Origin of the sequence: Acrocarpospora macrocephala, assembly GCF_009687865.1 — a bacterium.
GTDB classification, from domain to species: domain Bacteria; phylum Actinomycetota; class Actinomycetes; order Streptosporangiales; family Streptosporangiaceae; genus Acrocarpospora; species Acrocarpospora macrocephala.
In genome coordinates this window covers 76066-102696 of sequence record NZ_BLAE01000014.1, presented here as the reverse complement: position 1 = coordinate 102696, position 26631 = coordinate 76066, and the positions used below count along the sequence as shown (strand labels likewise).

General features: G+C 69.1%; 23 protein-coding genes. 12 read left to right on the top strand and 11 right to left on the bottom strand.

Annotation, left to right across the window (positions count from 1 at the left end; all coding sequences use genetic code 11):
• Positions 1-118: 118 nt before the first annotated feature.
• Entirely contained in the window at positions 119-655 is a 537-nt protein-coding gene (locus Amac_RS13985) for a DUF4245 domain-containing protein (protein WP_155354795.1), read from the bottom strand.
• Between the two features lie 24 nt (positions 656-679).
• Positions 680-1282 (bottom strand): TetR/AcrR family transcriptional regulator, encoded by a 603-nt coding sequence (locus Amac_RS13980; RefSeq protein WP_155347081.1) that lies wholly within the window; start codon positions 1280-1282, stop codon positions 680-682.
• Between the two features lie 416 nt (positions 1283-1698).
• On the opposite strand from Amac_RS13980, the gene glpX reads away from it, so the two are divergent.
• Complete coding sequence (gene glpX, locus Amac_RS13975; protein WP_155354794.1) at positions 1699-2733, top strand: class II fructose-bisphosphatase; 1035 nt, start codon at positions 1699-1701, stop codon at positions 2731-2733.
• Between the two features lie 178 nt (positions 2734-2911).
• Here the strand turns inward: glpX and Amac_RS13970 are convergent, their stop codons facing one another.
• Positions 2912-3544, bottom strand: coding sequence for a DUF1707 SHOCT-like domain-containing protein (locus Amac_RS13970; RefSeq protein ID WP_246268322.1), 633 nt, complete (start codon positions 3542-3544; stop codon positions 2912-2914).
• A 111-nt stretch (positions 3545-3655) separates the two neighbouring features.
• Here Amac_RS13970 and Amac_RS13965 point away from each other — a divergent pair, with 111 nt between their 5' ends.
• Positions 3656-4819: an MFS transporter gene (locus Amac_RS13965; RefSeq protein ID WP_155354793.1), complete on the top strand. Its 1164-nt coding sequence runs from the start codon at positions 3656-3658 to the stop codon at positions 4817-4819.
• A gap of 12 nt (positions 4820-4831) precedes the next feature.
• Here Amac_RS13965 and pdxR read toward each other — a convergent pair whose 3' ends face one another.
• Positions 4832-6205 carry a MocR-like pyridoxine biosynthesis transcription factor PdxR gene (gene pdxR / locus Amac_RS13960; RefSeq protein ID WP_155354792.1) on the bottom strand — a complete coding sequence of 458 codons (1374 nt, stop codon included), beginning with the start codon at positions 6203-6205 and terminating at the stop codon, positions 4832-4834.
• Between the two features lie 68 nt (positions 6206-6273).
• On the opposite strand from pdxR, the gene Amac_RS13955 reads away from it, so the two are divergent.
• The 6 genes from Amac_RS13955 (at position 6274) to Amac_RS13930 (ending at position 14729) form a co-directional block, all read left to right on the top strand.
• Positions 6274-7200: an EamA family transporter gene (locus Amac_RS13955; RefSeq protein WP_246268321.1), complete on the top strand. Its 927-nt coding sequence runs from the start codon at positions 6274-6276 to the stop codon at positions 7198-7200.
• A gap of 37 nt (positions 7201-7237) precedes the next feature.
• Complete coding sequence (locus tag Amac_RS13950) at positions 7238-8878, top strand: fumarate hydratase (protein WP_155354791.1); 1641 nt, start codon at positions 7238-7240, stop codon at positions 8876-8878.
• A gap of 93 nt (positions 8879-8971) precedes the next feature.
• On the top strand, positions 8972-10138 hold the full coding sequence (locus tag Amac_RS13945) for a serine/threonine-protein kinase (protein WP_155354790.1): 1167 nt from the start codon (positions 8972-8974) through the stop codon (positions 10136-10138).
• Between the two features lie 56 nt (positions 10139-10194).
• Positions 10195-12429, top strand: coding sequence for a serine/threonine-protein kinase (locus Amac_RS57305; protein WP_155354789.1), 2235 nt, complete (start codon positions 10195-10197; stop codon positions 12427-12429).
• Positions 12430-12439: 10 nt separating this feature from the next.
• Entirely contained in the window at positions 12440-13828 is a 1389-nt protein-coding gene (locus tag Amac_RS13935; protein WP_155354788.1) for a class II fumarate hydratase, read from the top strand.
• A 76-nt stretch (positions 13829-13904) separates the two neighbouring features.
• Positions 13905-14729, top strand: coding sequence for a 3-hydroxybutyrate dehydrogenase (locus tag Amac_RS13930; RefSeq protein ID WP_155347134.1), 825 nt, complete (start codon positions 13905-13907; stop codon positions 14727-14729).
• Here the strand turns inward: Amac_RS13930 and Amac_RS13925 are convergent.
• Together Amac_RS13925 and Amac_RS13920 are read right to left on the bottom strand one after the other, a co-directional pair.
• The gene (locus Amac_RS13925; protein ID WP_155354787.1) at positions 14726-16636 is read right to left on the bottom strand and encodes a glycosyltransferase family 2 protein; all 1911 of its coding nucleotides are present in this window, start codon (positions 16634-16636) and stop codon (positions 14726-14728) included. The two genes, Amac_RS13930 and Amac_RS13925, sit on opposite strands and share 4 nt — an antisense overlap.
• 77 nt (positions 16637-16713) lie before the next feature.
• The gene (locus tag Amac_RS13920) at positions 16714-17334 is read right to left on the bottom strand and encodes an aggregation-promoting factor C-terminal-like domain-containing protein (RefSeq protein ID WP_246268320.1); all 621 of its coding nucleotides are present in this window, start codon (positions 17332-17334) and stop codon (positions 16714-16716) included.
• Positions 17335-17733: 399 nt separating this feature from the next.
• On the opposite strand from Amac_RS13920, the gene Amac_RS13915 reads away from it, so the two are divergent.
• The 3 genes from Amac_RS13915 to Amac_RS13905 are packed head-to-tail and all read left to right on the top strand — an operon-like array spanning position 17734 to position 20350.
• Positions 17734-18408 carry a response regulator gene (locus Amac_RS13915; RefSeq protein WP_155354785.1) on the top strand — a complete coding sequence of 225 codons (675 nt, stop codon included), beginning with the start codon at positions 17734-17736 and terminating at the stop codon, positions 18406-18408.
• Positions 18405-19826, top strand: a complete 1422-nt coding sequence (locus Amac_RS13910) for an ATP-binding protein (RefSeq protein WP_246268319.1) — start codon at positions 18405-18407, stop codon at positions 19824-19826. Before Amac_RS13915 ends, Amac_RS13910 begins: the two co-directional genes overlap by 4 nt.
• Entirely contained in the window at positions 19823-20350 is a 528-nt protein-coding gene (locus Amac_RS13905) for a hypothetical protein (RefSeq protein ID WP_155354784.1), read from the top strand. Before Amac_RS13910 ends, Amac_RS13905 begins: the two co-directional genes overlap by 4 nt.
• Here the strand turns inward: Amac_RS13905 and phoH2 are convergent.
• Positions 20347-21621 carry an RNA 5'-3' helicase PhoH2 gene (gene phoH2, locus Amac_RS13900; protein WP_218041065.1) on the bottom strand — a complete coding sequence of 425 codons (1275 nt, stop codon included), beginning with the start codon at positions 21619-21621 and terminating at the stop codon, positions 20347-20349. The two genes, Amac_RS13905 and phoH2, sit on opposite strands and share 4 nt — an antisense overlap.
• A gap of 278 nt (positions 21622-21899) precedes the next feature.
• On the bottom strand, positions 21900-22682 hold the full coding sequence (locus tag Amac_RS13895; protein WP_155347068.1) for an isoprenyl transferase: 783 nt from the start codon (positions 22680-22682) through the stop codon (positions 21900-21902).
• Positions 22683-23349: 667 nt separating this feature from the next.
• On the opposite strand from Amac_RS13895, the gene Amac_RS57895 reads away from it, so the two are divergent.
• Complete coding sequence (locus Amac_RS57895) at positions 23350-23730, top strand: hypothetical protein (protein WP_170322474.1); 381 nt, start codon at positions 23350-23352, stop codon at positions 23728-23730.
• Here the strand turns inward: Amac_RS57895 and Amac_RS54860 are convergent.
• From Amac_RS54860 to Amac_RS13880, 3 genes are all read right to left on the bottom strand, one after another.
• Positions 23705-23893 (bottom strand): hypothetical protein, encoded by a 189-nt coding sequence (locus Amac_RS54860; RefSeq protein WP_218041069.1) that lies wholly within the window; start codon positions 23891-23893, stop codon positions 23705-23707. The genes Amac_RS57895 and Amac_RS54860 overlap by 26 nt on opposite strands.
• Positions 23894-24468: 575 nt before the next feature.
• Positions 24469-25269 (bottom strand): SCO6045 C-terminal-like domain-containing protein, encoded by an 801-nt coding sequence (locus Amac_RS58475; RefSeq protein WP_486303477.1) that lies wholly within the window; start codon positions 25267-25269, stop codon positions 24469-24471.
• Positions 25270-25352: 83 nt separating this feature from the next.
• The gene (locus Amac_RS13880) at positions 25353-26153 is read right to left on the bottom strand and encodes an MbnB/TglH/ChrH family RiPP precursor modification enzyme (RefSeq protein ID WP_246268316.1); all 801 of its coding nucleotides are present in this window, start codon (positions 26151-26153) and stop codon (positions 25353-25355) included.
• Positions 26154-26631 lie beyond the last annotated feature (478 nt).

The following is a 26631-nucleotide window of genomic DNA, read 5'->3' as shown; positions in this document are numbered from 1 at the left end:
CCTGCCGGCGTCACCGGAAAGAACACGCGGACTGACGCAAACACAACCTCAGGGAGGCGATCGGCACCCCCCCGAATTCCACGTCTGCGGGTGTCACTACAGGGGGTGTTGGGGGTGTTTAGGAGGCTGCGGGTTTGGGGGCGGGGGTGAGGGTGGTGGCTAGGGCTGTTAGTTCGGGCCAGTCGGCGGAGCCGGTGATGATGATGGTGTGGTCGGGGAGGATTCTGATTAGGGAGCGTTGGTTTTTGTCTTCGCGGAAGCGTTGTTCCCAGGTGGTGCCGCCTATTTGCTGGGTGCCGGTGATGGTGGCGGTGTTGGCCATGCGGGCGGCGAAGTCGGCGGTGGGGGTTTCGTTGCTCTGGGCGAGCATGGCGTGCATCTGGTTGGCGGTGGCGAAGCCGAGGCGCCAGGTCAGGGTGTTCTGGTCCTGGGTCACGCGGGAACTGGTGGGGGTCCAGCCGGTGGGGACCTGGCGGGGGACTTCGACCCGGTAGGGCGCGAGACGGGCCGCGTTCGCGGTGTCGATGCTGAAGTCCACCCGGGGAATGTGCTGGGTCCGGCTTTGCGGGGTGATCAGGAGGAACGCGCCTGCTGCCAATAGGCAGACGAACAATGCGAAGGCGTAGCCGTAGAAACCCTGGGTGAATTGGCGCACGCCAATGGAGACTACCGGGCGGGGTCAGTGGGGGCGGATTCGGCTGATGATGAGGAGGGCGTCTTCGGCCATCCGGCTGGCGGCTTCGAGGTCGTCGGAGAGGGTGAGTTCCTGGACGACGGCGGCGAGGGCGCCGGTGATGACGACGACGAGGGCGTCCTCGTTCTCGAAGAGGGTGGCGTTGCGGCGGGCCCACTGGCGGAGGCGGTCGCGCATGATGACCTCGAAGCCGGGAGGGCCGTCGCCCCGGAGGAAGAGGGCGGCGAGGTCGCGTTCGGCCAGGCAGCCGTCGAGGTAGGCGCGGGCTCCGGCGAGGAACAGCGGCATGGGGTCGGACTCCCCGGAGAGCCGGGCGAGCTGGACAGCCTGTTTGGTGCGGTTTGTCTGCCGGGTTTGGAAGTCTTCGAAGAGCGCCCGATAGAGGTCGGCCTTGCCGGAGAAGTGATGATAGAGGCTGCCGACACTGGCTCCGGCTCGCTGCACCACGTCGGTCACTCCGGCGTCGGCGAAGCCGCTGGTGATGAAGATCTCCCTGGCGGCGTCGAGGAGCGCGCCGCGGGTGGCGGCGCCGCGCTCGGACGTGCGCACGGTGACCGATCGTTCGGTGGCGCTCGTGTCGCTGCTCATGGTGGCGAGATTATCCTCCACCGTCACTCCACGAGACCGAACCTTCGCTCTAGACGGCCCGCACAGCCCTTTGGGAAGACCCAACTATCGCTCCGGAAAGCCCCACGGACGCCCGTGAAGCACAAGCCCTGAAGCAGAAGCCCGCGAAGCGGACCATAAGGCGGAAACCTCAGGAAGCTCGCGGAAGCCCCGCGAAGCCTTCGTGGAAGCGCTGGACGATCGCCTTGACCGGCATTCGCGCGCCCCGGCTCAGCTGATGGATCTCAGTCCAGCCCCCCACCTTGATCACCCTCCAGAGCGCCTCGCTGAACCCTTGAGGGCGTGTGGGGAAGCCGGTCGTGGTCGGCTGGAGGGCGGCAATTACGATCGATTGTGTCGCTGCTGGGTAGGGAAGCACCATGTGAAGGAGTTCGATCATGGCTGATCAGACGGCTGTCCCCGGTGTGCTGGCGACTGGGGAGCATGTGCCAGACCGGAACCTGGCGTTGGAACTCGTACGCGTTACCGAGGCGGCGGCCATGGCCAGCGCCCGGTGGGTGGGGCGCGGAGACAAGATCGGAGCGGATGGCGCGGCGGTCAACAGCATGCGCCAGCTGATCAACACGGTGTCGATGCGCGGGGTCGTCGTGATCGGCGAGGGTGAGAAGGACAACGCGCCCATGCTGTTCAACGGGGAGGAGGTCGGGGTCGGAACCGGGCCGGAGTGTGATGTGGCCGTGGATCCGATCGACGGCACCCGGCTGTGCGCGCTGGGCATGAACAACGCCATCTCGGTGATCGCGGTCAGCCCGCGCGGCTCGATGTACGACTCGTCGGCCGTCTTCTACATGGAGAAACTGGTCACCGGCCCGGAAGCGGCCGACTCCGTGGACATCAACGCTCCGGTGGCGCACAACATCGGCGCGGTCGCCCGGGCGAAGGGCGGCAAACCATCGGATGTGACAGTGGTCATCCTGGATCGACCCCGGCACGACCAGATCGTGAAGGAGATCAGGGAGACCGGGGCCAGGATCAAGTTCATCACCGACGGCGACGTGGCCGGGGCGATCATGGCGGCCCGCGCGGGCACCGGCGTGGACCTGCTGCTCGGCATCGGCGGCACCCCCGAGGGCACGGTCGCGGCGTGTGCGATGAAGTGCCTGGGCGGGGTCATCCAGGGCAAGCTCTGGCCCCAGGACGACGCCGAGCGCCGCCGCGCCCTGGACGCCGGGCTCGACCTCGACCAGGTCCTGCTCACCGATGACCTGGTCAGCTCCGACGACGTGTTCTTCGCCGCGACCGGCATCACCGACGGCGAGCTCATGGGCGGCGTACGCTACCGAGGCGGCGCGGCCGTCACCCACTCGCTCGTCATGCGCGGCCGCTCCGGCACCATCCGCAAGATCGAAAGCGAACACCAACTCTGGAAACTCGGCGCCTACAGCGCCATCAACTTCGACACCGCCCTCTAAAGACACCAACGGAGACGCAGCCCGCCGGGCTCACCGTTATCCGGCACTGTTCGCGGCGGTGGTGGTTCTCGCTATACCGCGCCAAGAACGGCAGCGGGTGCTGGGTGTTGCCGTGGAGCTCCACCCACCCACCTCTCGGGCTCCGCCCACCCCCGCCCTCGCGGTAGTTGCCAGGGAATCAGCGGCGGAAGAAGCCTCGTTTGGGGGGTTTGGGGCAGCGGGCGATGACCCTGCCGCCGTACACGAAACCGGCGAGTTCGATGACCGGTGGGGAAGGGGAGTCCGGAGGGCGGGTTTCGTTTTTGAAGGAGCGGACGCGGGCGCCGGGGGCGGGGGTGACGAGGACGCCGTCGGGGACGAGGAGGGTGACGGTGCCGGCCATGACGGCGAGTTGGACGACCACGCGGTGGGAGGCCAGGAGGGCGTCGCGGAGGTCGATGTTGACCTTGCCGCCGAACGAGGTGACCGGGATCTTGGCGGGGACGACCCAGCGTCCGCCCCGGTTCTCGGTGCGGAACAAGGCCATGACCGGGCGGTCGTGCATGACGATGGGCTGGTCTTCGGGCGGCAGCAGGTCGCGGGTGAGCTCGGCGAGCCCGCCCAGCGTCTGGGCCCGGTAGGCCGCCTCGACGCGCTCTTCGTGCTCGACGGGCGAGAGCCTGCCGTCGGAGACCGCGTCGGTGAGCGCCATGATCACTCGCTCCCGGTCGGCGTCGGAGGCGCGCAGGTCCTGAGGCCGGGGGCCGCTGGTGTCGCGGGGTGCCACCCAGGCGGCGATCCAGTCGCGGAAATCGCGGAACTCACTGCTCACGTCCTGAGCCTAAGCGCTGACCCGAAGGTCTAGCACACCCGTTGACCACCGTCTCCGGCACCCCTAGCCTGACGGAATCTTGAATGCCCCTCATGTTCTAACGGAGGCATCGTGGCCCCCTCCCCACGAGACCGGCAGGCACGGCTCGCCACCTTCGCCGTCTTCTTCGTCCAAGGTCTCACCTTCGCCACGCTCCTCACTCAGGTCGCGGCCCTCCAGGAGAAGCACCGCCTCAGCGAGGGCGAACTGACCCTGCTCCTGCTCGTGGTCCCCGTGATCGCGGGCGTCGGCAGCGTGCTCGCGGGTGCCCTCGCCGCCCGGTACGGCAGCCGCCAGATCCTCCGCGCGGTCCAACCCTTGGCCTGCGTAGCCGTGGTGTTGTGCGGATTCGCGGCGAACGTCCCCCTCCTGATCGGCGCCCTGGTCCTGTTCGGAATCGGCCTCGGCGGCGTCGACGCCGGCATGAACATGCAGGGCACGGCGGTCGAACGCCGGTACGCCCGCCCGGTGATGACCAGCTTCCACGCCCTCTGGAGCGCCGCCGCCGTGATCGGCGCCGGTTGGGCGTCCCTGGCCGCCGAAGGCCTCACGCTCGGCCCGACCTTCACCATCGCCATGGTCCCCGGCATCGCCATCTCCCTGATCGCGTCCCACTGGCTCTGCACCCCAGCGGAAGAACACGTCGAATCCACCACCCGGGCCGTCGGCCGCTTCCCGTGGGCTCCGATCCTGCCGCTCTGCCTCGCGATGGCCTTCCTGTACGTCGGCGACTCTTCGATCTCCAATTTCGGCTCGGTCTACTTCGACAAGATCATGCTGTCGGAGGCGTGGCTGGTGCCGTGGGCGCTGGGCGCGTACCAGGCGACGACGTTCCTGGTCCGGGTCGGCGGGGATGTCGCGGTGCGCCGATTCGGGCCGGTCGCGATCGTCCGGACCGGCGCGGTGGTGGCCACGCTGGGCTTCCTGGCGATCGTCGCCGCTCCCAGTGAGTCCCTGGCGATCGCCGGTTTCGCCCTCACCGGAGTGGGTCTGTCGGTGATCGCCCCGCAGTCCTTCTCCGCGGCGGGCCGCCTGGATCCGGCGGGTACGGGAATCGCCATCGCCCGGGTCAACATGTTCAACTACGTCGGGTTCATCGTCGGCGCGGCCCTGGTGGGCGGCATCGCGGACGCCGCCGACCTGCGGATCGCGTTCGTCGCCCCGCTGGTGCTGGCCGCCGCGATCATCGTCCTGGCCCGGGGGTTCGATGGGCGCCCGGTCAGCCCTCCCCTCTGATAGCCCACCCGATCAGCCTGTGCCATAGCCCGCCTGATCGGCCCTCGCATGCCATGGTCCGCCCTTCTGGGCGATAGCCCGAACGGCTGCCGCGATCCGATGCTCCGGCAGCCGCGCGAACCCGATCGCCAACCCGTCGCCCGCGACTTCGGCGGCGAGGCCGTGCGCCTGTGCGGAGCGGGCGAAGATGGCGGGGTCGTCGAGTTCGGCGTAGAGGTGCAGACCTGCCGAGATGCCGCGAACCCGGATGTCAGGGAAGTGTTCGGCGAGGGCTTGGACGAGGGCGTCGCGGCGGGTGCGGTATTCGCGGCGCATGCGGCGGAGATGTCGCTCGTATCCGCCTGATCTGATGAAATGCGCGAGCGTGTGCTGGTCGATCACCGGGGAGCCGAGGTCGAGTTCGGCGCGCGCTAGCCGTACCGCGCGGGCCAGGGCGGGTGGAGCGGCGAGCCAGCCGAGGCGCAGGCCCGGGGCGAGGGCCTTGCTGACGCTGCCCGCGAAGACGACGTGGCCGGGGGCGAGGCCCTGCAGGCAGCCGACGGGGTCGCGGTCGAAGCGGAACTCGGCGTCGTAGTCGTCTTCCATGATCGTCGCTCCGGTCGCGGCGGCCCAGGCGACGAGTTCGGCCCTGCGGCGCGGGGACAGAACCACGCCTGTCGGGTAGTGGTGCGCGGGCGTGACCAGCACGGCCTCAGCCCCGGTACGCGTGAGCGCTTGCACATCCACGCCCTCGTCGTCGACCGGCACCCCGACGAGGTCGGCTCCGGCGCGCCTGAGCAGCGGCTCCTGGCGGGCGCTCGTGGGCGATTCCGTGGCCAGCACGATCGGGCGGCCCTTCGCCTGGGCGAGCACGGTCACCAGCAGGCTGAGCCCCTGCGCGACCCCGGTGACGATCACGATGTCGCCGGGCGTCACGTCGGCGGCGCGTACCCGCCGGAGGTAGGCGGCCAGTTCCACCCGCAACTCCAGCACCCCACCCGGATCCCCGTAATCCAGCCCATCGTTCGGCAACGTGGCCAGCACCTGCCGCAACGCTGCCGACCAGGCCCGCCGCGGAAACGCCCCCAAATCCGGAGATGTCGGCCGATGCGCAAAGGACGCCTCCGGCGGAATGACCGAAGGCTCCCGCTCGGAACGCCCCGCCGTCACCGCCACCCGCGTCCCAGCCCCGATCCGCGACTCCAGAAACCCCTCCGCGACCAACTGCTCGTACGCCTCGACCACCACCCCCCGCGAAACCCCGAGATCCCTCGCCAGATCCCGGCTCGCCGGCAGCCGAGCACCCGGATCAAGCCGCCCACACCGCACCGATTCCCGCAACTCCCGCGCGATCTGCCCCGCGATCCCCCCGGCCTCCCGATCGATCTCCACATGAAGATCAGCCAATTGGTCCTCAATTCCCGCACATAATTGGACTCCTAGCGAGAACCATTACATCCCTAGCATCGTGCGACATGACCACGGATATCAAGACAGCCCACGCCCTAGACCTCCAGGCCGTCGCCATGGCCACGGGCGCGATGTTCATGGTGGGCACCCTCGCGGCCGTCTCCGACGTGATCCAGAACTACCCGCTCTACGGCGGCCAGGCCGTCCGCTACGCGGTCGCCGCCGTGGTCCTGTTCGTGGTGGCTCAGGCCATGGACGCAAGGCGGTTCCGGGCTGAGCGGTTGACTTCGCGGGATCGGGTGCTGCTTGTGTTGCTCTCGCTCACCGGGCTTGTGATCTTCAATATTTGCGTGATCGAGTCAGCTCGGCATGCGGGTCCTGCCCTGGTCGGGACCGTTCTTGGGACCGTGCCGCTGGCACTGGCCTTGTGTGCGCCGATCCCGGCCATGCTGAGCCGGGCCAAGCCGACGCCGCCGTCCAGGCGGATCCTGATCGCCGCCGCCGTGGTGGTGGCGGGGGCCACGCTCGCGACCGGGCTTGGATCGGGGACCCCGGCCGCGCTGCTGTGGGCGTTGGGCGCGCTCGCCTGTGAGGTGTGCTTCTCGTTGCTGGCGTTGCCGCTGTTGCCGAAGTTGGGGGCGATCAGGGTGTCGGCGTATTCGGCGGCGCTGGCCGTGCCGTCGCTGCTCGTGCTCGGGGTGGTCTTCGACGGGACGGGGATCCTGCGAGTTCCGACGCTCGCGGAAGCGCTCGGACTGGGATATCTGGCACTCATCGTGACAACGGTCGCGTTCTTCCTCTGGTACAGCGCGTTGCCCCGGCTCGGCCCGGGAAAGGCGGGATTGTTCGCCGGGATGATCCCGGTTGGCGCGATCGGCACGGGAGTCGTACTCGGCCTTGGCGTGCCGTCCGTCGCGGACCTCGCGGGAGCGGCCCTCGTGATCGTCGGGATACTCCTCGGCCTGCGGCCGGAGCGAGGCGTCGTACAGTGAACGGCGAGTGGACACCCCGCACGGAGGATCAAGGACGATGCCCGAGTTCGACTATACCGACCTGCTGCCGCTGGGCGCGGACGAGACCGAATACCGTCTGATCACCGCAGAGGGGGTGCGGGTCGTCGAGGGGGCGGGGCGCCGGTTCCTGGAGGTCGACCCGGAGGCGCTCCGGCTGCTCACCGAAACCGCGATTCACGATATTTCCCATTACCTCCGGGCGTCCCACCTCGCCCAGCTCCGCAAGATCATCGAAGACCCCGAATCGAGCGGCAACGACCGTTTCGTCGCGCTTGACCTGCTCAAGAACGCCTCCATCTCGGCCGGCGGCGTGCTCCCCATGTGCCAGGACACCGGCACCGCGATCGTCATGGGCAAACGCGGCCGCCACGTGCTCACCGACGGCCGCGACGCCGAGCACATCTCGCGCGGCGTCTACGACGCCTACACCAAGCTCAACCTGCGCTACTCCCAGATGGCCCCGCTGACCATGTGGGAGGAGAAGAACACCGGCTCCAACCTCCCCGCCCAGATCGAGTTGTACGCCGAGGGCGACGACACCTACAAACTCCTGTTCATGGCCAAGGGCGGCGGCTCCGCCAACAAGTCCTTCCTCTACCAGGAGACCAAGGCCGTCCTCAACGAGAAGCGCATGCTCCAGTTCCTGGAGGAGAAGATCCGCTCGCTCGGCACGGCCGCGTGCCCGCCGTACCACCTGGCGGTCGTGGTCGGCGGCACCAGCGCCGAGCACGCGCTGAAGACCGCGAAGTACGCGAGCGCCCGCTACCTGGACAGCATCCCCACCGAAGGATCCCCGGCCGGGCACGGCTTCCGCGACCTGGAGATGGAGAAGAAGGTCTTCGAGCTCACCCAGAAGCTCGGCATCGGCGCCCAGTTCGGCGGCAAGTACTTCTGCCACGACGTCCGGGTGATCCGCCTGCCCCGGCACGGCGCGTCCTGCCCGGTGGCGATCGCGGTCTCCTGCTCCGCCGACCGCCAGGCCCTGGCGAAGATCACCCCGGCGGGCGTGTTCTTGGAGCAGCTGGAGACCGACCCGGCGCGTTTCCTGCCCGATACCACCGACGAGCACCTCTCCGACGACGTGGTCAGCATCAATCTCAACCGACCCATGTCCGAAATCCGAGCCGAGCTCACCAAGTACCCAGTCAAGACCCGCCTCAGCCTGACCGGCCCGCTGGTCGTGGCCCGCGACATCGCGCACGCCAAGATCGCCGACCTGCTGGACGCGGGCGGCGAGATGCCGCAGTACCTCAAGGATCACGCCGTCTACTACGCCGGACCCGCCAAAACCCCCGAAGGGTACGCCTCCGGCTCCTTCGGCCCCACCACCGCCGGCCGGATGGACTCCTACGTGGAGCGCTTCCAGGCGGCCGGGGGATCGATGGTCATGCTGGCCAAGGGCAACCGCTCCAAGCAGGTCACCGAGGCGTGCCAGAAGTTCGGCGGCTTCTACCTGGGTTCGATCGGCGGCCCGGCCGCCCGCCTCGCGCAGGACTGCATCAAGAAGGTCGAAGTCCTGGAATATCCGGAACTTGGGATGGAGGCGGTCTGGCGGATCGAGGTCGTCGACTTCCCCGCCTTCATCGTCGTGGACGACAAGGGTGAGGACTTCTTCCAGGACACCACAGGCCCGGTGTTGACCATCGGCAGGCGTTGAACGACCGTCCTGACCGGATTTGACAGAAGATCTCGACAACTATTCGGCCAGGTGTCTACAGGCACGTGTACCGAAATGGGTAAGCTGCCACCCATGCGCGCGCCGTCCGGATACCAGTTAGCCGCGCGTTACCGGCTGCTCCAGCCGGTGGGACGCGGCGGCATGGGGACCGTCTGGCGTGCCCGCGATGAGCTTCTTGACCGTGATGTCGCGGTCAAGGAGGTGCGGCTGCCGCTGGTCCTGGACGAGGATCTGCGCGCCGAACTGTGCGCCAGGACCGAACGGGAGGGCCGGGCGACCGCCATGGTGGCCCACCCCTCCGTCATCACGGTCTTCGACGTCATCACCGAGGACGACCGGCCCTGGATCGTGATGGAGTTACTCAAGGCCGAGTCCCTGGAGGAGCTGGTCAAGAACAGCGGCCCGCAGAACCCGCAGCGGGTGGCCGAGATCGGCCGCCAGGTGCTGGGCGCGCTGCGCGCCGTGCACGCCAAGGGCATCCTGCACCGGGACGTCAAGCCCAGCAACGTGCTGGTCACCGAGGACCGGGCGGTGCTGACCGACTTCGGTCTGGCCGCGCTGGAGGGCGACGTCTCAATCACCCAGGCCGGGATCGTGCTCGGCTCGGCCGGATACATCGCGCCGGAGCGGGTGCTGGGCGACAAGGCCAGCCCGGCCGCCGACCTGTGGTCGCTCGGCGCCACCCTGTACACCGCCGTCGAGGGCCGGGGCCTGCACGGCCGCCGTACGGCTGCCGCCGCGCTGGCCGCCCTGACCAGCGGCGCGCCGATCCCGATGGAGCGCGCAGGGCCGCTGGCCCCGGTGCTGCGCGGGCTGCTGCAGATCGACCCGGAGGCGCGCCTCGACGCGGTCCGGGCCGCCCTCATGCTGGCCCGGGTGGCCGCGGGCGGCTCCGCCGAGGAGCCGATCACCCCGCATCGCACGCCTCGCCCGTCCGCGCCGCCGGTGTTCCCGTCGGCGACCCGCAAACCACCACATCGCGGGCAGCACCGCGCCGAGGCGCGCCCGCTGCCCCGGCCCGCGCCGCGCCCGTCTCCTCTGCCGGTCTACCCACGCGAACCGCACACCGGCGAGATCGCCGCCGTGCCGGTGCCCGCCCAGCGCCGCCGCCCGAGCGAGGGCGTGCACCGCAAACCGGCGGAGTACGAGGTGACTCCGAGCCCTTTCTCGCGAGCCCTTTCCAACTTCCTGAAGATGGTGCTTCCCCGCCGGTTCTGGCCCCGGCGGCTTGGCCGCTGAAAATTCGCAAGTGATCAGAAAGCGATACTCAAGGAAGAATCGCTATCTTTCTACTCATGCAGAGCAGGCTGCTCGCTGAGCGCTACGAGTTGATCACACCCCTTGGTCGCGGGACCATGGGCACCGTCTGGCGTGCCGTCGATCGCTCGCTCGGGCGCGACGTCGCGGTCAAGGAGATCAGGCAGGATTCGGGTCTGACCGCCGAGCAACGCCACGAGCTGCGAGAACGCATGATCCGTGAGGGCCGCACCGCGGCCAGGGTGCGCCATCCCTCGGTGGCCACGATCTACGACGCGATCGAGTTCGAGGGCGTGCCGTGGATCATCATGGAGCTGGTCGAGGGGCGCTCGCTGGAGGGGGTCATCGAGGCGGAGGGGCCGCTGCCGCTCCGGCTGGTGGCCGAGATCGGCCACGATCTGCTCGGCGCGCTGCGGGCCGCGCACGCCCAGGGCATCCTGCACCGGGACGTCAAGCCCAGCAATGTGATCCTCACCGATACCGGCCGGGTGGTGCTCACCGACTTCGGCATCGCCAAGTCGATCGGCGACAGCGCGCTCACCCAGACCGGGATGGTGATCGGTTCGCCCGGTTACACGGCACCGGAACGCGCCAGGGGCGATCACACCGGGCCGGAGTCCGACCTGTGGGCGCTGGGCGCGACGCTGTACTACGCGGTGGAGGGCCGTCCCGCGTACGAGCGGCGGTCGGTCGCCGAGACGCTCACCGCGCTGATGACCGAGAGCTGCGACCCGCCCACGCATGCCGGGCCGCTGCGGCCGGTGCTGGAGGGCCTGCTGGAGAAGGACTACACGCTCCGGCTGACCCCGGACCGAGCGGCGGTGATGCTGCGCACGATCGCCGACACCCCGACGTCGGTCCGCCTGCCGGGCGAGCCCGTCGCTCCGCCGATGCGGCCCGCGGCTCCCCCGCCTCCGCCCCAGGCCTCCCGGCCCGCGAGCCCGCCGCCCATGCCACCGCCGCAGGCGCCTCGGCCCGCGAGCCCACCGCCCACGCCACCACCGCCGCCACCCGCGCCGGTGCCGGGTGCGGGGTCGGACGAAACTGATCGCACGGTCGTGATCGCCCGTTCGCCTGGCGGAGCGCTCCTTCCGGAAGTGGCGGAAATGCCCGCCGCCGACACGCCGACCGTCGTCAAGAAGTCGTCCGCCGAGGACACGACGGTCGGGGGACGGCTGCCGGGCAAGCGCGTCTTCCCGCCCGACAACGACGCCACCCCGAGCTCGCTCCCGCTGCCCGGCGCTCCGCAGCGCCCGCAGCAGCCTCCGCCTCCGCCGCCGGGCCCCGCGCCTCTCCAGAACCAGCCCGCCCCTCCGCCCTTCGCCCATCCGTCCCCGGGCTACGCTCCGCCGCCGGAGTACCAGCCGGGTCCGCCGGCCATGCCCATGTACGGCCAGCCCCCGCCCGTACCGCAACAGCAGCCGCAATACCCGCAGCAGGGTTATCCGCAGGGCGAGGTGCCGCAGGTGCCGCCGATGGTGGCTCCGCTGGGGATCGGCCCGGATTCGGCGACGCGGGCCGTACCCATCCCGGCGGGACTGACCCCGCCGCAGCAGGGCCTTGGCACCGACCTGTTCGCTATGCAGTCCCAGCAGGGCAGGCCTCCGGCCAAGAAGGGACGCAACGGCCGCAAGACGGCGCTGATCATTGCGATCGCGCTGGCCGTGATCGCGGCCGCCGCGATCGCGGTGTTCGCGATGAACGCGCTCGGCGCGAGCGCCGACGACGCCACCCAGCTGAAGCGCCCGGCACGGACGACCAGCGGTTCGGAGGAGGGCGCCCCCAGCAGTTCGGCGGCCGATCCCGACCCCGCCCTGAAGCATCACGAGGACTCCAACGGCTTCACCGTCGACTACCCGAGCCGCTTCGCCGAGCCCAAGGGTGACGAGGACGGCATCACGTTCGGCAAGGGCCTGAACCGGATGCGCGTGGAGGTCGTCCCCGAGCGTCCGGCCGACCTGGTCGAGGCCATCCAGGCGGTCGAGGCGGCGGGCGAGCAGGACGGTCAGTATCCCGGCTACCAGCTGATCAGGATCGCCCCGGTCCAGCCGAGCCCGTATTCCGGCACCGACACCGCCGACTGGGAGTTCACCTACGAGGACGGCGGCAAGACCGTCCGGGTGTTGTGCCGCTGGGTGTCCGTGCCCGGCGGAGCCACGTACGCGATCTCCTGGCAGGCCCTCGAATCCGAATGGGAGAAGTCCGCCCCCGAGCGGGACGCGGTCTTCGCCTCCTTCGCCCCCACTTTGGAGAGGCCGTCCGGAGGTTCTTGATACTGGAGTCATGACGCGGATCGAACATGACTCCATGGGCGAGGTACGGGTGCCCTCCGAGGCCAAATGGCGGGCCCAGACCCAGCGCGCGGTGGAGAATTTCCCGATCTCCGGCCGGGGTCTCGAACCCGTCCATATCGCGGCGCTAGGCCGCATCAAGGCCGCGTGCGCCACGGTCAATTCCGAGTACGGCCTGCTCGACCAAGACATGGCAGAGGCGATCCGGGAGGCCGCAAACGAGGTGGCCGAAGGCCAGTGGCACGATCACTTCCCCGTGGATGTGTTCCAGACCGGTTCCGGCACCTCGTCCAACATGAACGCCAATGAGGTGATCGCCACCCTGGCCGAGGAACGGCTGGGCCGCCCGGTCCACCCCAACGACCACGTTAACGCCGCACAGTCCTCCAACGACGTCTTCCCGAGCTCCATTCACATAGCAGCCGTCCAAGCCCTCACAGACGATCTCACGCCCGCCCTGGAGCATCTGGCGACCGCCCTAGTCGCCAAGTCCACAGAATTCGCCGATGTGGTCAAATCCGGCCGCACTCACCTGATGGACGCGACCCCGGTCACACTCGGCCAGGAGTTCGGCGGCTACGCGTCGCAGATCGAGCACGGCATCGACCGCGTGCTGGGCACGATCCCCCGGGTGGCCGAACTCCCGCTCGGCGGCACGGCGGTCGGAACCGGGATCAACACCCCCGACCGGGCCTGGGCCGGAAAGGTCATCGCCGAACTCGCCGGGGCCACCGGCCTGCCGTTCACCGAGGCCGGGAACCACTTCGAGGCGCAGGGTTCGCAGGACGGGCTGGTCGAGCTCTCCGGCGCGCTGAAGGTCGTCGCGGTGTCGCTCATGAAGATCGCCAACGATCTGCGCTGGATGGGCTCGGGGCCGCGCGCCGGGCTGGCCGAGATCAGCCTGCCCGACCTGCAACCCGGCTCGTCGATCATGCCGGGCAAGGTCAACCCGGTCATCCCCGAGGCCGTCACCATGGTCGCCGCCCAGGTGATCGGCAACGACACCACGGTCACCCTGGCCGGCGCGTCCGGCGCGTTCGAGCTCAACGTGATGCTCCCGGTGATCGCCCGCAACGTCCTGGAGTCGATCCGCCTATTGGCCAGCGTCTCCCGCCTGCTCGCCGACCGCTGCGTCGCCGGCATCACGGCCAACGCCGAACGCCTCCGGGAGTACGCGGAATCCTCCCCCGCGATCGTCACCCCCCTCAACCGCTACCTCGGCTACGAGGAGGCCGCGAAGATCGCCAAACAGGCCCTGGCCGAGCGCAAGACCATCCGCCAGGTCGTCATCGAACGCGGCCACGTGGCCGGCGGCGCTCTCACCGAAGCCCAGCTGGACCAGGCCCTGGACGTCCTGTCGATGACTTATCCATCCACATAGTGCGATACGGGAGTATGTCGGCCAACCCCATGGGCGGCCTCCGGAACGCCGCCTAGATTCTGCGAGCATGACGAGTATGAACGGGGATCTAGCGGGACGTACCGCACTGGTCACCGGTGCGGGCAGTGGCATCGGGCGGGCGTGTGCGCGGCGGCTGGCGGCGGCGGGGGCGCATGTCGTGGTCGTGGATCTGCACGCCGAGTCGGCCGAGAAGGTGGCGGCCGAGCTGGGTGGGACTCCGGTGACCGTGGATTTGTCGGATCCCGGGTTCATGGCGGCGATCCGCGATCAGGTCGCGCGCAGCCCGTACGCCCAGGAGAGCGCGGACTGGACGGCGCCGTCGCCCCCCGACGAGGTCCGGATATTTCCGGACATCATCGTGAACAACGCGGGGTTCCAGCATGTCGCGCCGATCGAGGAGTTCCCGCTCGAGGTGTTCGCCCGGATCCTCAAGGTCATGGTGGAGGCGCCGTTCCAGCTGGTCCGGGCGGCGTTGCCGTACATGAAGGAGCAGGGCTGGGGCCGGGTGGTCAACATCTCGTCGGTGCACGGCCTGCGGGCCTCGCCGTATAAATCCGCGTACGTGACGGCGAAGCATGCGCTCGAAGGGCTGTCCAAGGTGATCGCCCTGGAAGGGGCGTCCTTCGGCGTGACCTCCACCTGCGTGAGCCCGGCCTATGTGCGTACGCCCCTGGTGGAGGCCCAGATCGCCGCCCAGGCCGAGAGCCACGGCATCGACCCGGCCGAGGTCGTCGAGCAGATCATGCTCCAGCCCGCCGCGATCAAGCGCTTGATCGAGCCCGAGGAGGTCGCCGAGATGGTCGCCTACCTCTGCTCCCCCCAGGGCTCGTTCATCACCGGCGTCTCCATCCCCCTCGACGGCGGCTGGAGCGCCCGCTAGGACCTCGACAACCGCCGGGCGATCCGCCGGAACAGGGACGGCTTCGCGGCGGGCTCCACAGGCAGCACCCGCACCTGCCCCGCCCGGCTGACCTCGAGCCCGAACCGCAGCTCGACCACCTTGTCGTCCATCCGCAACCGCGGCCGCCACGTTCCCGGCCCGAGCACCCCGGCCCCGCTCAACCGCCGGACGGGCACCTTGGCGACCAGTTGCCCGGCCAGCCGCCCGGGCACCCCCGGCTCCACCAGCGCCGGAACCACGATCGTCCGCCCCCGCCCGCCCTTCTGCCGCAGCAGCAGCTCCACCATCGGCCCCCCGCTGGGCGGCACGTACGGCACCGGCATCGCCACATACACGTGCCCGTCCCGCCGCGCCACCGACACCCCCGGCGACACCAGCGCGATCGACTCGGGGAATGACCGCGGCTCCACGCACACGCTCAGCTCCCCCAGCTCCGACCAGCACGGCACCACCAGCCGCCGGGGATAGTCCGCCAGCACCCCGGCCACGTTCATGCCCGAGTCCGGCCGCCCGACCCGGCTCCGCGCCGGATGGGTGCCCCGCATCCGGACGTGCACCTCCCACACCCCCGGATCGACCGGATTGCCCAGCGCGGCCGTGCCCACGTCCAGCCGGGCCGCGCCGACCGCGCGCAGCCGTACCCGCTCGCCCACGACCTTCTGGTCGACCTCGCTGGTCACCGGGAGGAAGAAGCTGGCGCCGGTGTCCGGATTGCGGATGAACACCTCCATCCGCGCGTTCGCCGCGGCCTCCGTCACATCGGCCAGCTCCGGATCGAGCAGCCCGTCGATGGCCACCGGCGGCGTCCACAGCAGCCGCCCGTTCTCCTGCCGGAACCACAGCGGCGAGCCGTTCGCCCGGACGATCTCCACCGTCAGCGACAGGGTGAGCACGCTCGATTCCCAGCGCACGTCCGACAGCCGGGCCCGCAGCCGGGTCCCCTTCGACTCCCAGGCCAGATCGGTCAGCTCCGCCTGCCGCCCGGCCCGCAGCAGCGCCACCCGCGCCCGCTGGTAGACCGGCAGGTACGGATCCAGCCGCGCCGGGAACCGATCGGCGGCCAGCTCGCGCAGCAGCGTGAACGTGGCCGTCCGCCGCGGCTGCGAGCCGCTGGTGAACCGCGCGCCGCCCAGCCGCCGCAGCGCCAGCACCCGGAACAGGTAGGCGTTGATCCGATCCCGCTGCGCCCCCGGCTGCGTCTGCGCGTCCACGATGTCCATCAGCGCCCGCAGCCCCGAGACCAGCTCCCGCGGATCCTCCGGCTCCCCCGGCCCGCCCGGCGCCACGTGGCAGCAGACCGGCTCGGCCAGGATCGCCACCACCTTCGCCGCCAGGTAGGCGTGCAGCACGAAGGCGTGCTCCGACAGCGCCCGCTCGGCGAAGCGCAGCTGGTGATCCTCCAGGAAGTCGCGGCGGAACAGCTTGTGCGCGGTCGGCACGGTCAGCAGCCGGTCCTTGAGCAGATCCGCCCGATCCCGGTTCCGGCTGAACACCGACAGCGGCGGCCCGTCCAGGGCCAGCCGCCCGAGCAGCACGTCGGCGTCGGTCTCCACGGCCTTCGCGTGCATCTTCACCATCGAGCCGGGTTCGAGCCGGTCGTGGGCGTGCATGAAGAACACGTAGTCGCCGCGCGCGGCGGCGAGCCCCGAATTGCGCCCCTTGAGCGGCGACCCGCTGTGCTCCAGATGCAGCACCCGGATGTTGGGGCGGACCGCGGCGACCGCGTCCAGGCGCGCCTCGGTGCCGTCCGTGGACTGGTCGTCCGCGAAGATCACTTCATATTCGTCCGGCGGCAACTCCAGCAGCGAGCGTACGCACGCGTCGAAGGAGTCGTTCGAAGGCCCCGGATTGAACACCGAGACCACCACGCTGACCTTCACACCCATGCGGCAAGCGTGCGCCGCTCACCGGCGGGGGCGAATCCGCCTTGCCGAAGGATCAGGAAACCCTGACCTGGATTTCGCTAGTACCAGCCCACCCGCTGGGAGTGTCCCCACGCGCCGCACGGCGAGCCGTACCGGTTCTTGATGTAACCGAGGCCCCACTTGATCTGGGTGGCGGAGTTGGTCTGCCAGTCGCTGCCGGCGCTGGCCATCTTGCTGCCGGGCAGCGACTGCGGGATGCCGTACGCGCCGCTGTAGCGGTTCATCGCCCGCTCGTTCCAGCCGCTTTCCTTGTCCCAGAGCTTCTCCAGGCAGCCCCACTCGTCCGACCAGCCCATGGCCTCGTTCATGGTCTTGCCGAGGGCCTTGTTGCTGCCGGGGTCGGGGTTGGAGCCGGTCGGGAAGTCGATCGGCGGGAATCCGCCGCCGCCGGGGGCCTGCGTCGGCCGCTTGGCCGGGTCCAGGGGCTTGCGGCCCTCCCGGTCGGCCTCGATCTTCTCCTTCTGGATCGCCGCGGCGGCGTGCGCCTTCAGGGCGTCGAGCTGGGGGCTGCTCTCGAAGTCGCCGGCCAGCACGGCCGGGTCGATCACCTGCGGCGCCAGGCTGTTGTTGTAGATGGAGGTCTTGACCAGCCAGGTGGTGCCCCCCGCGATCACCGCCACGGTGACGGCCATGATGGCGATGCGCTTGGGGGTCAGCACGGGTTGGCGCGGGCGGCGCGGCGGGAGATCGGGGCGATCCTGCCGGGCGGGACGCTCCGGACGCCGGGCGCGTCGGGACCGGGCGCGCGCTGGCGCCGACCGATCCGATAACTGCTGACCTGGACTCACGACCTATGAGCTTGCCCTGGGACGGGGGGTAGTCCGCAACCCATACATGAAAGTGAGTTGGTGTTCCTTTGACCTAACCGCCGGTTACATGGGGTTTCTTGGTCATTGTGATTTTGGTCACAGTGCTCGTGTGGTGCGTGTTGCTGGAGGGGCCGCCCCTCGGACCCCCGTACCGAAGGAGGGCCCCCTGGCCAGCCTTCCGGGGGATCGTTGGGATCCTGTGCGTCCGGTGTCACGGTTTCGGTACATACGAGGCCTCATAATGACTCAGTGGCAGGCATCCTCCTGGTCGAAGACGACCCCTCGGTCCGTACCGGCCTCGAGCTCGCGCTGGCCCGGCAGGGGCATTCCGTCACCGGGTACGCGACGGGTGAAGAGGCGCTCGATCACATCAGGGCCCGGCGGCCGGAGATCGTGATCCTGGATGTGATGCTGCCCGGAATCGACGGCGTCGAGGTGTGCCGCCGGATCAGGAAGCTGGACTCGCTGCCGATCATCCTGCTCACCGCGCGCGGCGACGACCTGGACGTGGTGGTCGGCCTGGAGGCGGGCGCCGACGACTACGTGGTCAAACCGGTCGAGCCGCGGGTGCTCGACGCCCGGATCAGGGCGGTGCTGCGGCGGCTCGAATCGGCCTCCACCGACCGCATCACCTTCGGCGACCTGGTCATCGACCGGGGCGCGCTGAAGGTCACCCTGCACGCCCGCGAGATCCACCTCACCCCGACCGAGCTGCGGCTGCTGCTGGAGCTGGTCCGCCACCCCGGGCAGGTGCTCAACCGGCGCTACCTGCTGCGCGCGGTCTGGGACCACACCCACGTGGCCGACTCCCGGCTGGTGGACGCGTGCGTGCAGCGCATCCGCGCCAAGATCGAGCCGGTCCCGGCCGAGCCGATCTTCATCCACACGGTCCGCGGCTTCGGCTACCGCTTCAGCCCCCCGTGAGGAGTCTGCGGAAGAGGCTGGTCGTCACGTTCACGATCGTCGCGGTGACCGCCTCGGTGATGGTCGCGGGCATCGGCTACCAGCTGGTCCGCGGTGAGCTGCTACACCGCGCCGAGAGCAGCGCGATCGAGGACGTCCGCGACGTGCTGGACCGGATGACCCTGCCGATCGGCACCAGCGACCTGCTCTGGCCCAACGACGCCTCGGTCACCGACGACGACCTGGCCGGCCTGGTGGAATCGCTGAGCGGGCCCGACCGCCAGGTCGTCCTGGAGTACGGCCAGGAGGTCCCCCGCACCAGCGACGGCGCCACCCTCGGCCCCGACGACATCCCCGACAAGCTCCGCGCCGAGGCCAGGAACCGGCTCTCCTACCAGACCCTGATGATCAACGGCGAGCCGACGCTCCTGGTCGGCACCGACGTGGAACGCCTCACCGGCACCGGCTCCACCCGCTCCACCGGCATGTCGGTGTACGTCTTCGTCTCGATGCGCAACGAGGAGCGGGTCCTCGCCAACCTGCGCTACGCGCTGCTCCAGGCCGGCCTGCTCACCCTGGTGATCGCGCTCAGCCTGGCCCTGCTCTCGGCCCGCCAGGTGCTGCTCCCGATCCGCAGGCTCGGCGCGGCCGCCCGGGCGCTCGGCGCGGGCGAGCTCGACACCCGGCTGCCGGTGCACGGCCGGGACGAGCTGGCCGAGCTGACCGCCACCTTCAACGAGACCGCCGCCGCGCTGGAGCAGACCGTCTCCGAGCTGCGCGGGCTCGAGGCCATGTCGCGCCGGTTCGTGGCGGACGTGTCGCACGAGCTGCGCACCCCGCTGACCACCATGATCGCGGTCACCGACATGCTCACCGAGGAGGCCGGCAAGCTGCCCGAGGACGCCGGGCAAGCGACGCACCTGGTGGTGAAGGAGATCGTCCGGCTGCGGGTGCTGGTGGAGCATCTGATCGAGGTGAGCCGGTTCGACTCCGGCGCGGCCGTACTGCACCGGGAGAATGTGGACGTGGGCGACGCGCTGGCCGACTGCCTGGAGATGCGCGGGTGGAGCGACCAGGTGAAGCTGACCGTGCCGCCGGGGCTGATCTACTCGCTGGACCCGCGGCGGTTCGACGTGATCGTGGCCAACCTGGCGGGCAACGCGCTCAGCCACGGCGCGCCGCCGGTGCTGATCAGCGCCCGGGTGCTGCCCAGCGGCCTGGAGGTGATGGTGCGCGACCACGGCGAGGGCATCCCGCGCCAGGCCCTGCCGCACGTGTTCGACCGGTTCTTCAAGGCCGGGGTGACCAGGACCCGCAGCGACGGCAGCGGCCTGGGGCTGTCCATCGCCAAGGCCAACGCCGAACTGCACCGGGGCACGATCACCGTGAAGCTCGCCGAGCCCGGCACGCAGTTCACGCTCTGGGTGCCACGCCCATGAGAAGGCTCTGGCTGCTCGCCCTGATCCTGCTCACCGCCTGCGGGGTGCGGCCGACCGATGTGCTGGACGGCGGGATGCCGCCGGTCATCAGCCCGAAATTCACCTTCGCCACGGTTTACCTGCTTCGCGAGAACCGGCTCGAACCGCTCAAGGTCGCGGCGGCCTCGCACTCCATGGACGACGTCATGGGCGCCCTGTTCCAGGCGGGCGCCAGGACCACCGACGGGCTGAGCACCGACCTGGCCGGGCTGCAGTGGCAGTCCAGCCAGATGACGCGTTTCGGTGTCGTACGCAACGACCCGGAGAACGCCGACGGATTCCGGCTGTCGCTGTTCATCACCGGCGGCGGGCAGATCACCAGAACGGCGCTGGCCCAGATGACCTGCACCGCCATGCGGCAGCGGCAGGACATCTGGGCCGTGAAGATCACCCACACCGACGTGAGCGGGCCGAGAACCCTCGGCGAGCACACCTGCCGCGAGTTCTGGGACCTCGCGGCAGAAGGCCGGCAGCTCCCCCGTTAGACCGTGATGTCTTCGAGCATCTCGGTGACGAGGGCCGCGATCGGCGAGCGCTCCGAGCGGGTCAGCGTGACGTGCGCGAACAGCGGGTGGCCCTTGAGCTTCTCGACCACCGCCACCACGCCGTCGTGCCGCCCCACCCGCAGGTTGTCACGCTGCGCGATGTCGTGGGTGAGCACCACCCGGGAGTTGGCCCCGATCCTGGACAGCACGGTCAGCAGCACGCCGCGCTCCAGCGACTGGGCCTCGTCCACGATCACGAACGCGTCGTGCAGGGACCGGCCGCGGATGTGCGTCAGCGGCAGCACCTCCAGCATGCCGCGGTCGAGCACCTCCTCGATCACCTCCGGTGTGGTGACCGCGCCCAGGGTGTCGTAGACCGCCTGCGCCCAGGGGCCCATCTTCTCGTTCTCGGTGCCCGGCAGGTAGCCGAGGTCCTGGCCACCCACCGCGTACAACGGGCGGAAGACGATCACCTTGCGGTGCTGGCGGCGCTCCAGCACGGCCTCCAGGCCCGCGCACAGGGCCAGCGCCGACTTGCCGGTGCCCGCCCGGCCGCCGAGCGAGACGATGCCCACCTCGGGGTCCATCAGCAGGTCGAGGGCGATGCGCTGCTCGGCCGAGCGACCGTGCAGGCCGAACACCTCGCGGTCGCCGCGGACCAGCCGGACCGACTTGTCCGGCAGCACCCGGCCGAGCGCCGAGCCCTTGCTGGACAGCAGCCGCAGCCCGGTGTGGGTGGGCAGCTCGCGCGCTTCCTCCAGGTCTGCCGTGCCGCTCTCGAAGAGCGCCTCGACATCCTCCGTCGTCACCTGGAGTTCCGACATTCCGGTCCAGCCGTTGTCGGTGGTGGCCACCAACTCGGCCCGGTACTCCTCCGCGGCCAGGCCGATGGACGCGGCCTTCACCCGCATCGGCAGATCTTTGGAGACCAGCACCACGTCGAAGCCCTCGCTGGCGAGGTTCTGCGCGACGGTCAGGATCCTGGTGTCGTTGTCGCCCAGCCGAAACCCGGCCGGCAACCCCGATGGGTCACTGTGGTTGAGCTCCACCCTGATCGTGCCCTCGCCGATGGGCATAGGCTCGTCGAGTCGTCCGTGCCGCACCCGGAGGTCGTCGAGTGAGCGCAGAGCCTGCCTGGCGAAGTACCCCAGTTCGGGATGATGCCGCTTGGCCTCCAGCTCGGTGATGACGACGATCGGGAGTACAACCTCGTGCTCTTCGAAGCGGCTCATCGCCGCTGGATCAGCGAGCAGCACTGATGTGTCGAGGATGTACGTGCGACGGGACTTGGACGGGTTGCCTGAGGACAATGCCACGCGTTCTCCCCCGGGCGCCAAAGCGCGGCGCCCTGCCTTGACTGGTGGTGAACGGACCGGGCCCGGACCCCGCCGAGGCGGAACCGTGGACCGGCCCTCCTCGCAAGGTCTTTGAGACGCAAGGATGGGCCCTCTCCCGAGGTAAGCACTGCTGCTTACTTCTTACGGTACGACCTGAATCCCCGCCCGCCAACGCTTCAATCCTGTCCGATAGGGGCTGTTCACGTGCCGTTTCAGGAGCCGTACCTACGGTGACGCGCGCCATAGGACCGGAGTGCCCGGAGGAAGTCCACTCTGCGAAAGTCGGGCCAGTAGGCCTCGCAGAAGTAGAACTCCGAGTGGGCGCTCTGCCAGAGCAGGAATCCGGACAGTCGCTGCTCTCCCGAGGTCCGGATGACAAGATCCGGGTCGGGCAGGCCACGCGTGTAGAGATGCTCCGCGATGTGCTCGACATCGAGGACCTCGACAAGGTCCTCGATACTCGCGCCCTTGCTGGCGTGCTCCTGGAGAAGAGAGCGCACCGCATCAGCGATCTCACGTCTTCCTCCATACCCAACCGCAACGTTCACAATCAGCCCGGGACGGTGTGATGTGACTTCTTTGGCATCTTTCAGGACACGAGCCGTGTGATCGGGCAACAAATCGAGCGATCCCATGGGAGTGACGTGCCATCCCTGCTCGACGAGATTGCCCACCAGGCCCTCGATCACCTGGAGCAGGGGTTCCAGCTCGGCCTTGTCGCGGGAGAGGTTGTCGGTGGAGAGTAGCCAGAGGGTGACGTACTCCACTCCGGCCTCGCGGCACCACACCAGCAGCTCGGAGATCTTGTCCGCGCCTTTCTGGTGGCCGCGGTTGACGTCTTCCAGGCCCATCATCCTGGCCCAGCGACGGTTCCCGTCCACTATCACGCCGACATGCCGGGGGATCGGAGCCGCCGCTTTGGCAATCTTGTGCTCCAGCCTGCGCTCGTACACCTTGTACAGGAGATTGCGGTATACGAGATCGCGCACGCCCATGGCGCCCCCAGGTTTCGTCGCCGCCGCCTCAGGCCGACTTCCGAGACAGCCGGGTCAAGCAATTATCGGGGGCGCGCGATAGTGCCCGCTCCCTTTATGAGGTTGCTGTTGCGTTCCATCCCAAAACAGGTGCCAAGTCGGTCTTCTGCCTCGGCGACTAGGCCGTCGAGGAAGGCTCCGAGCTGACCGGACGTGAGCACCGCTCGCAGCCCGACCCCCTGACTCCCCCACGCCTCCACGAACGCCCGCCTGGTCAGCCGCCATTCCCCGCGCGCCCGGCCGCCTCGCGGCTCCCACACCGGAATCGTCCGAACCTGACACCGCAGCTCCCCACGCCCCACAATGTCGGTCCTCGCGCGATATCGGAACGCGAACAACTCGTCTTCACCCCGTGGGAATCGGTCATCCGGATCCCCCCACTCCCCCATCTCTTCCCGCGCTTCCGCCACCCCTCTGGCCAGCCGCGCCAGCAACCACCCGCACCTCTCTCCGACCATCCCGTAAGGCGCGCCGTCGCGATACAACGCCAGGGTGATCTCGTACGGGATGCCTGCGCTATCCCGGCAAACGACTGGATTAACGCTCAGGTACGAACCATCAACACAACGTAGTCCTCCCACCTCCAGAGGATATCCACCGCACATCCCCCCAAACCCGACATGTATTAATGCGGCGACTCTCCCACCCATGGAGACAGGCTGTTTTGATGCTGGTCCGAGCGCTCCTGGCCAGGGGCGCGATCCTGTCCCCGAACCCTCACCGATGTCACGGCAACGCGGGCAAGGACACCCTCAACGGAGGCCCCGGCAACGACCACCTGAACGGCGCCAGCGGCGACGACATCCACTGGGGTGGCAGCGGTAACGACGCCCTCGACGGCGACGGCGGCACCCCAGCCCCGCCCGGGGTGTCGCACCCAACCCCGGTACAAGTAGGCGCCGACGATATAGGCGCCGCCTCTGATCCCGGTCATGCTCCTCCTCGGGTCAGTGCATCGGCGGCACGTTCATCGACGCCATCGCCTACGACGAGACGACCGGCGAGCTGAGGCTGCACAAGGCCCCGACCACGCCTGACTCCGCCTGCGTCGCACCCGACCCCGGCCTCGCCCAGGAGGTCGCACCCGACTCCGGCATGGCCCGGGAGGTCGCGCCCGACTCCAGCCGCGTGCCCGCCTCCACACCCGGCCCCGCCTCAGGCGGACGACGCACGCCTACAGGCAGACCGGACACCCTCGCACCCCACGAGCGCAGCTAGATCATCACCCTAGGCGTATCGCGGTTGAATGCGGTGAAGTTCTCCGCCGTCCTCGCTGCTCACGTGTCCAGATCGTGCCCGAGGAGTCAGGGGCTTACCTCGCTTCGCTGATCTTGACGCGGCGGTCCCGTCCTGGGGGTTGGCAGCCACGAGGATGACGGGAGCAGTCCAGTGCACGGGCCATCGACCGCCACCCGTATGCAACACATGGACATGCCGAAAGGGCGATCAACAGGGGTGAGTCGGAGCTGCCCGAAAGAGAATCCGACGATGGCACCGGATCTGCCGGTGCGGCCGATGACGGCGACCACGGTGAGGCTGTCGTTCACATGCAAGGCTGGGTGGGAGAACCACGGTGACGGCCGGTGCGGAGTCCCGAGGTAGACCAGGGTGGGAGAACCACGGGGATCAAGCTGCCGCTTCGTTCCGGTGACCGCGGTGTTGGCGGGGGCGGGCGGAGCCCGAGGGGAAACAAAGGGATGGGTGGGTGGGAAAACCACGTAGTTGAAGGGCTGCTTGCGGATGTGGGTCAGCTCGGCTGCTTACGCTGTCGCCACCGTCGCCACCACGGGGACTGGGCGACTTCCTCTCCAGCCCAAACGATTGCCTGGCTTCCCATGCCCGAGGGTTTGACGGCCTTTGGGCTGTCCGTCCTGTCGGGTTGCTCGGGGAGGCGGCCTTCCGCGCGAAGCCATTCGGCGAAGGCTCGGGCGTCGGCGCGGGAGCCGCCAGGCGGTTTGGGTCGGCCGTTGGCGTAGTCGAAGAACTCGCGGGCGAAGTTCCCACCGAGCGCGGAGGCCAGCGCGGGAAGAGCGGTCGCCACCAGACCGCGTCGTTTGGCGATCAAGCTATGTGCCTGAATCCTCAGGCGGGAACCATCGAAGCCGGGAGGTTCCGGACCCCCGGCGACCAGAGCCGCAAGCAATCGACCTTCGGCCACGGCCAGGCGCTCCCGAGCCACATCAACAGAGTTCTGCGACCCCCCAGGATCTGCCGAACCGGCAGAGTCCACCAGCCCCGCAGAATCCACCAGCCCCGCAGAATCCGCCCGCCCCGCAGAATCCGCCCGCCCCACAGAGCCCAACTCCACCAGCCCCACAAACTCCAACGAACCCCCAGAGTCCCCCGAGCCCAATGAACCCGCAGGATCTGCCGAACCCACAAAGTCCCCCGAGCCCAACGAACCCGCAGGACCTGCCGAACCGGCAGAGTCCACCAGCCCCGCAGAGTCCACCCGCCCCACAGAGCCCAACTCCACCAGCCCCACAAACTCCGACGAACCCGCAGAGGCCACGGAATCCGCAGAGGCCACGGAATCCGCAGAGGCCATCGGACCCGCAGGGTCGGCAGCAGCTGGGGGTGTCGTGGGATCTGCCGGGCTCGTTGGAGGTGCCGGGTGAGGTTGAGGGTCGGTCATGGGTGGGTGGAGGCTCGGCTCATCGCGGTGCGGATGCGGGTGAGTTCTTGGGCGAGGGCGGCGTCGCTTGGGTAGTCGTCGTCCCATTCCAGGAGGACTCCTGGCGGGTCGACACGGCTACAGAGTTCGGTAAGGACGTCCAGAATGGGTTCCGGGACGGAGGCGGTGTGGGTGTCGTGCCAGACGCCGTTGTGGGAGTGTCCGCCGGCGACGTGGACATAGGCCAGTTCGGTGAGAGGCAGGCGATCGAGGGCGGCTTTGGCGTCGGAGCCCAGGTTCACCTCGTTGGTGTAGAGGTTGGCCACGTCGATGAGCAGCTTGACGCCGGTGCGTTCGACGAGTTCGCCGAGGAATTCGGCCTCCGTGAGCTCGTCGTCGGGCCAGCCGAACAGGGCGGCGACGTTCTCCAGCGCGAATGGAACGGGCAACTCGGCTTGCGCGATCTTGATGTTCTCGACGACGACCGTCAGCGCATCGCGGGTCCGGGGAACGGGGAGCAGGTGACCGGCCTCCATGCCGTCGCCCCGGACGAAGGCCAGATGTTCGCTGACCAGCGGCGCGTCCAGGGCTTCCGCGCAAGCGGCCAAGTGCTCAAGTCGCGAAATTTCCGGCTTGTCGGCGCCGCCGATCCCCAGCGCCACCCCGTGCGGAATCACGGGCACCCCACGCTCCCGCAACACCCGCAACGACTCCGGAAGCCGCCCCGGCCGCAACGTCTCCGCGATCACCTCAACGAACTCGACCCCCGGCAGCCGCTCCACGGTGAGATCGATCTCGGACCGCCATCCGATCCCCACCCCCAACTCGACCCGTGGCCCCCTCGATCGACCGCTCCCGGTGAGAGGCGCTTCCGACGGCGAAAACAGCGACAAGCGCCCAGAACCCAACGATTCCGCGGAGAACCCCCGCCCCTCCCGCGAAGCAAAATCCGACAAGCGCCCGGAATCCATCGGATGCGCTGAAAAACCCTGCCCCTCCCGTGGCACCGAATCCGGCAAGCGCCCAGAACCCAACGGATCCCCGGAGAACCCCCGCCCCTCCCATGGCGCAGAATCTGGCAAGTGCCCAGAATCCAACGGATCCGCGGAGAATCCCCGATCCTCCCGTGAAGCAGAATCCGACAAGTGTCCGGAAGCCACCGGATGCGCTGAAGAACCTCGTGGCGAAGAACCCCGTGGCGCCGAATCCGGCAAGTGCCCGGAATCCGACGGGTGCGCGGAAGAGCCCTGCCCTAAGAAATCCGGCAAGGGCGCGGAACCCAGCGGGTGCGCGGAA

Coding starts and splice junctions, on each gene's coding strand:
- Amac_RS13980 (WP_155347081.1), bottom strand. CDS start 1,282: ATGAGCAGCGACACGAGCGCCACCGAACGATCGGTCACCGTGCGCACG.
- glpX (WP_155354794.1), top strand. CDS start 1,699: ATGGCTGATCAGACGGCTGTCCCCGGTGTGCTGGCGACTGGGGAGCAT.
- Amac_RS13955 (WP_246268321.1), top strand. CDS start 6,274: ATGACCACGGATATCAAGACAGCCCACGCCCTAGACCTCCAGGCCGTC.
- Amac_RS13950 (WP_155354791.1), top strand. CDS start 7,238: ATGCCCGAGTTCGACTATACCGACCTGCTGCCGCTGGGCGCGGACGAG.
- Amac_RS13945 (WP_155354790.1), top strand. CDS start 8,972: ATGCGCGCGCCGTCCGGATACCAGTTAGCCGCGCGTTACCGGCTGCTC.
- Amac_RS57305 (WP_155354789.1), top strand. CDS start 10,195: ATGCAGAGCAGGCTGCTCGCTGAGCGCTACGAGTTGATCACACCCCTT.
- Amac_RS13935 (WP_155354788.1), top strand. CDS start 12,440: ATGACGCGGATCGAACATGACTCCATGGGCGAGGTACGGGTGCCCTCC.
- Amac_RS13930 (WP_155347134.1), top strand. CDS start 13,905: ATGAACGGGGATCTAGCGGGACGTACCGCACTGGTCACCGGTGCGGGC.
- Amac_RS13925 (WP_155354787.1), bottom strand. CDS start 16,636: ATGGGTGTGAAGGTCAGCGTGGTGGTCTCGGTGTTCAATCCGGGGCCT.
- Amac_RS13905 (WP_155354784.1), top strand. CDS start 19,823: ATGAGAAGGCTCTGGCTGCTCGCCCTGATCCTGCTCACCGCCTGCGGG.
- Amac_RS13895 (WP_155347068.1), bottom strand. CDS start 22,682: ATGGGCGTGCGCGATCTCGTATACCGCAATCTCCTGTACAAGGTGTAC.
- Amac_RS57895 (WP_170322474.1), top strand. CDS start 23,350: ATGCGGCGACTCTCCCACCCATGGAGACAGGCTGTTTTGATGCTGGTC.
- Amac_RS58475 (WP_486303477.1), bottom strand. CDS start 25,269: ATGGCCTCTGCGGATTCCGTGGCCTCTGCGGATTCCGTGGCCTCTGCG.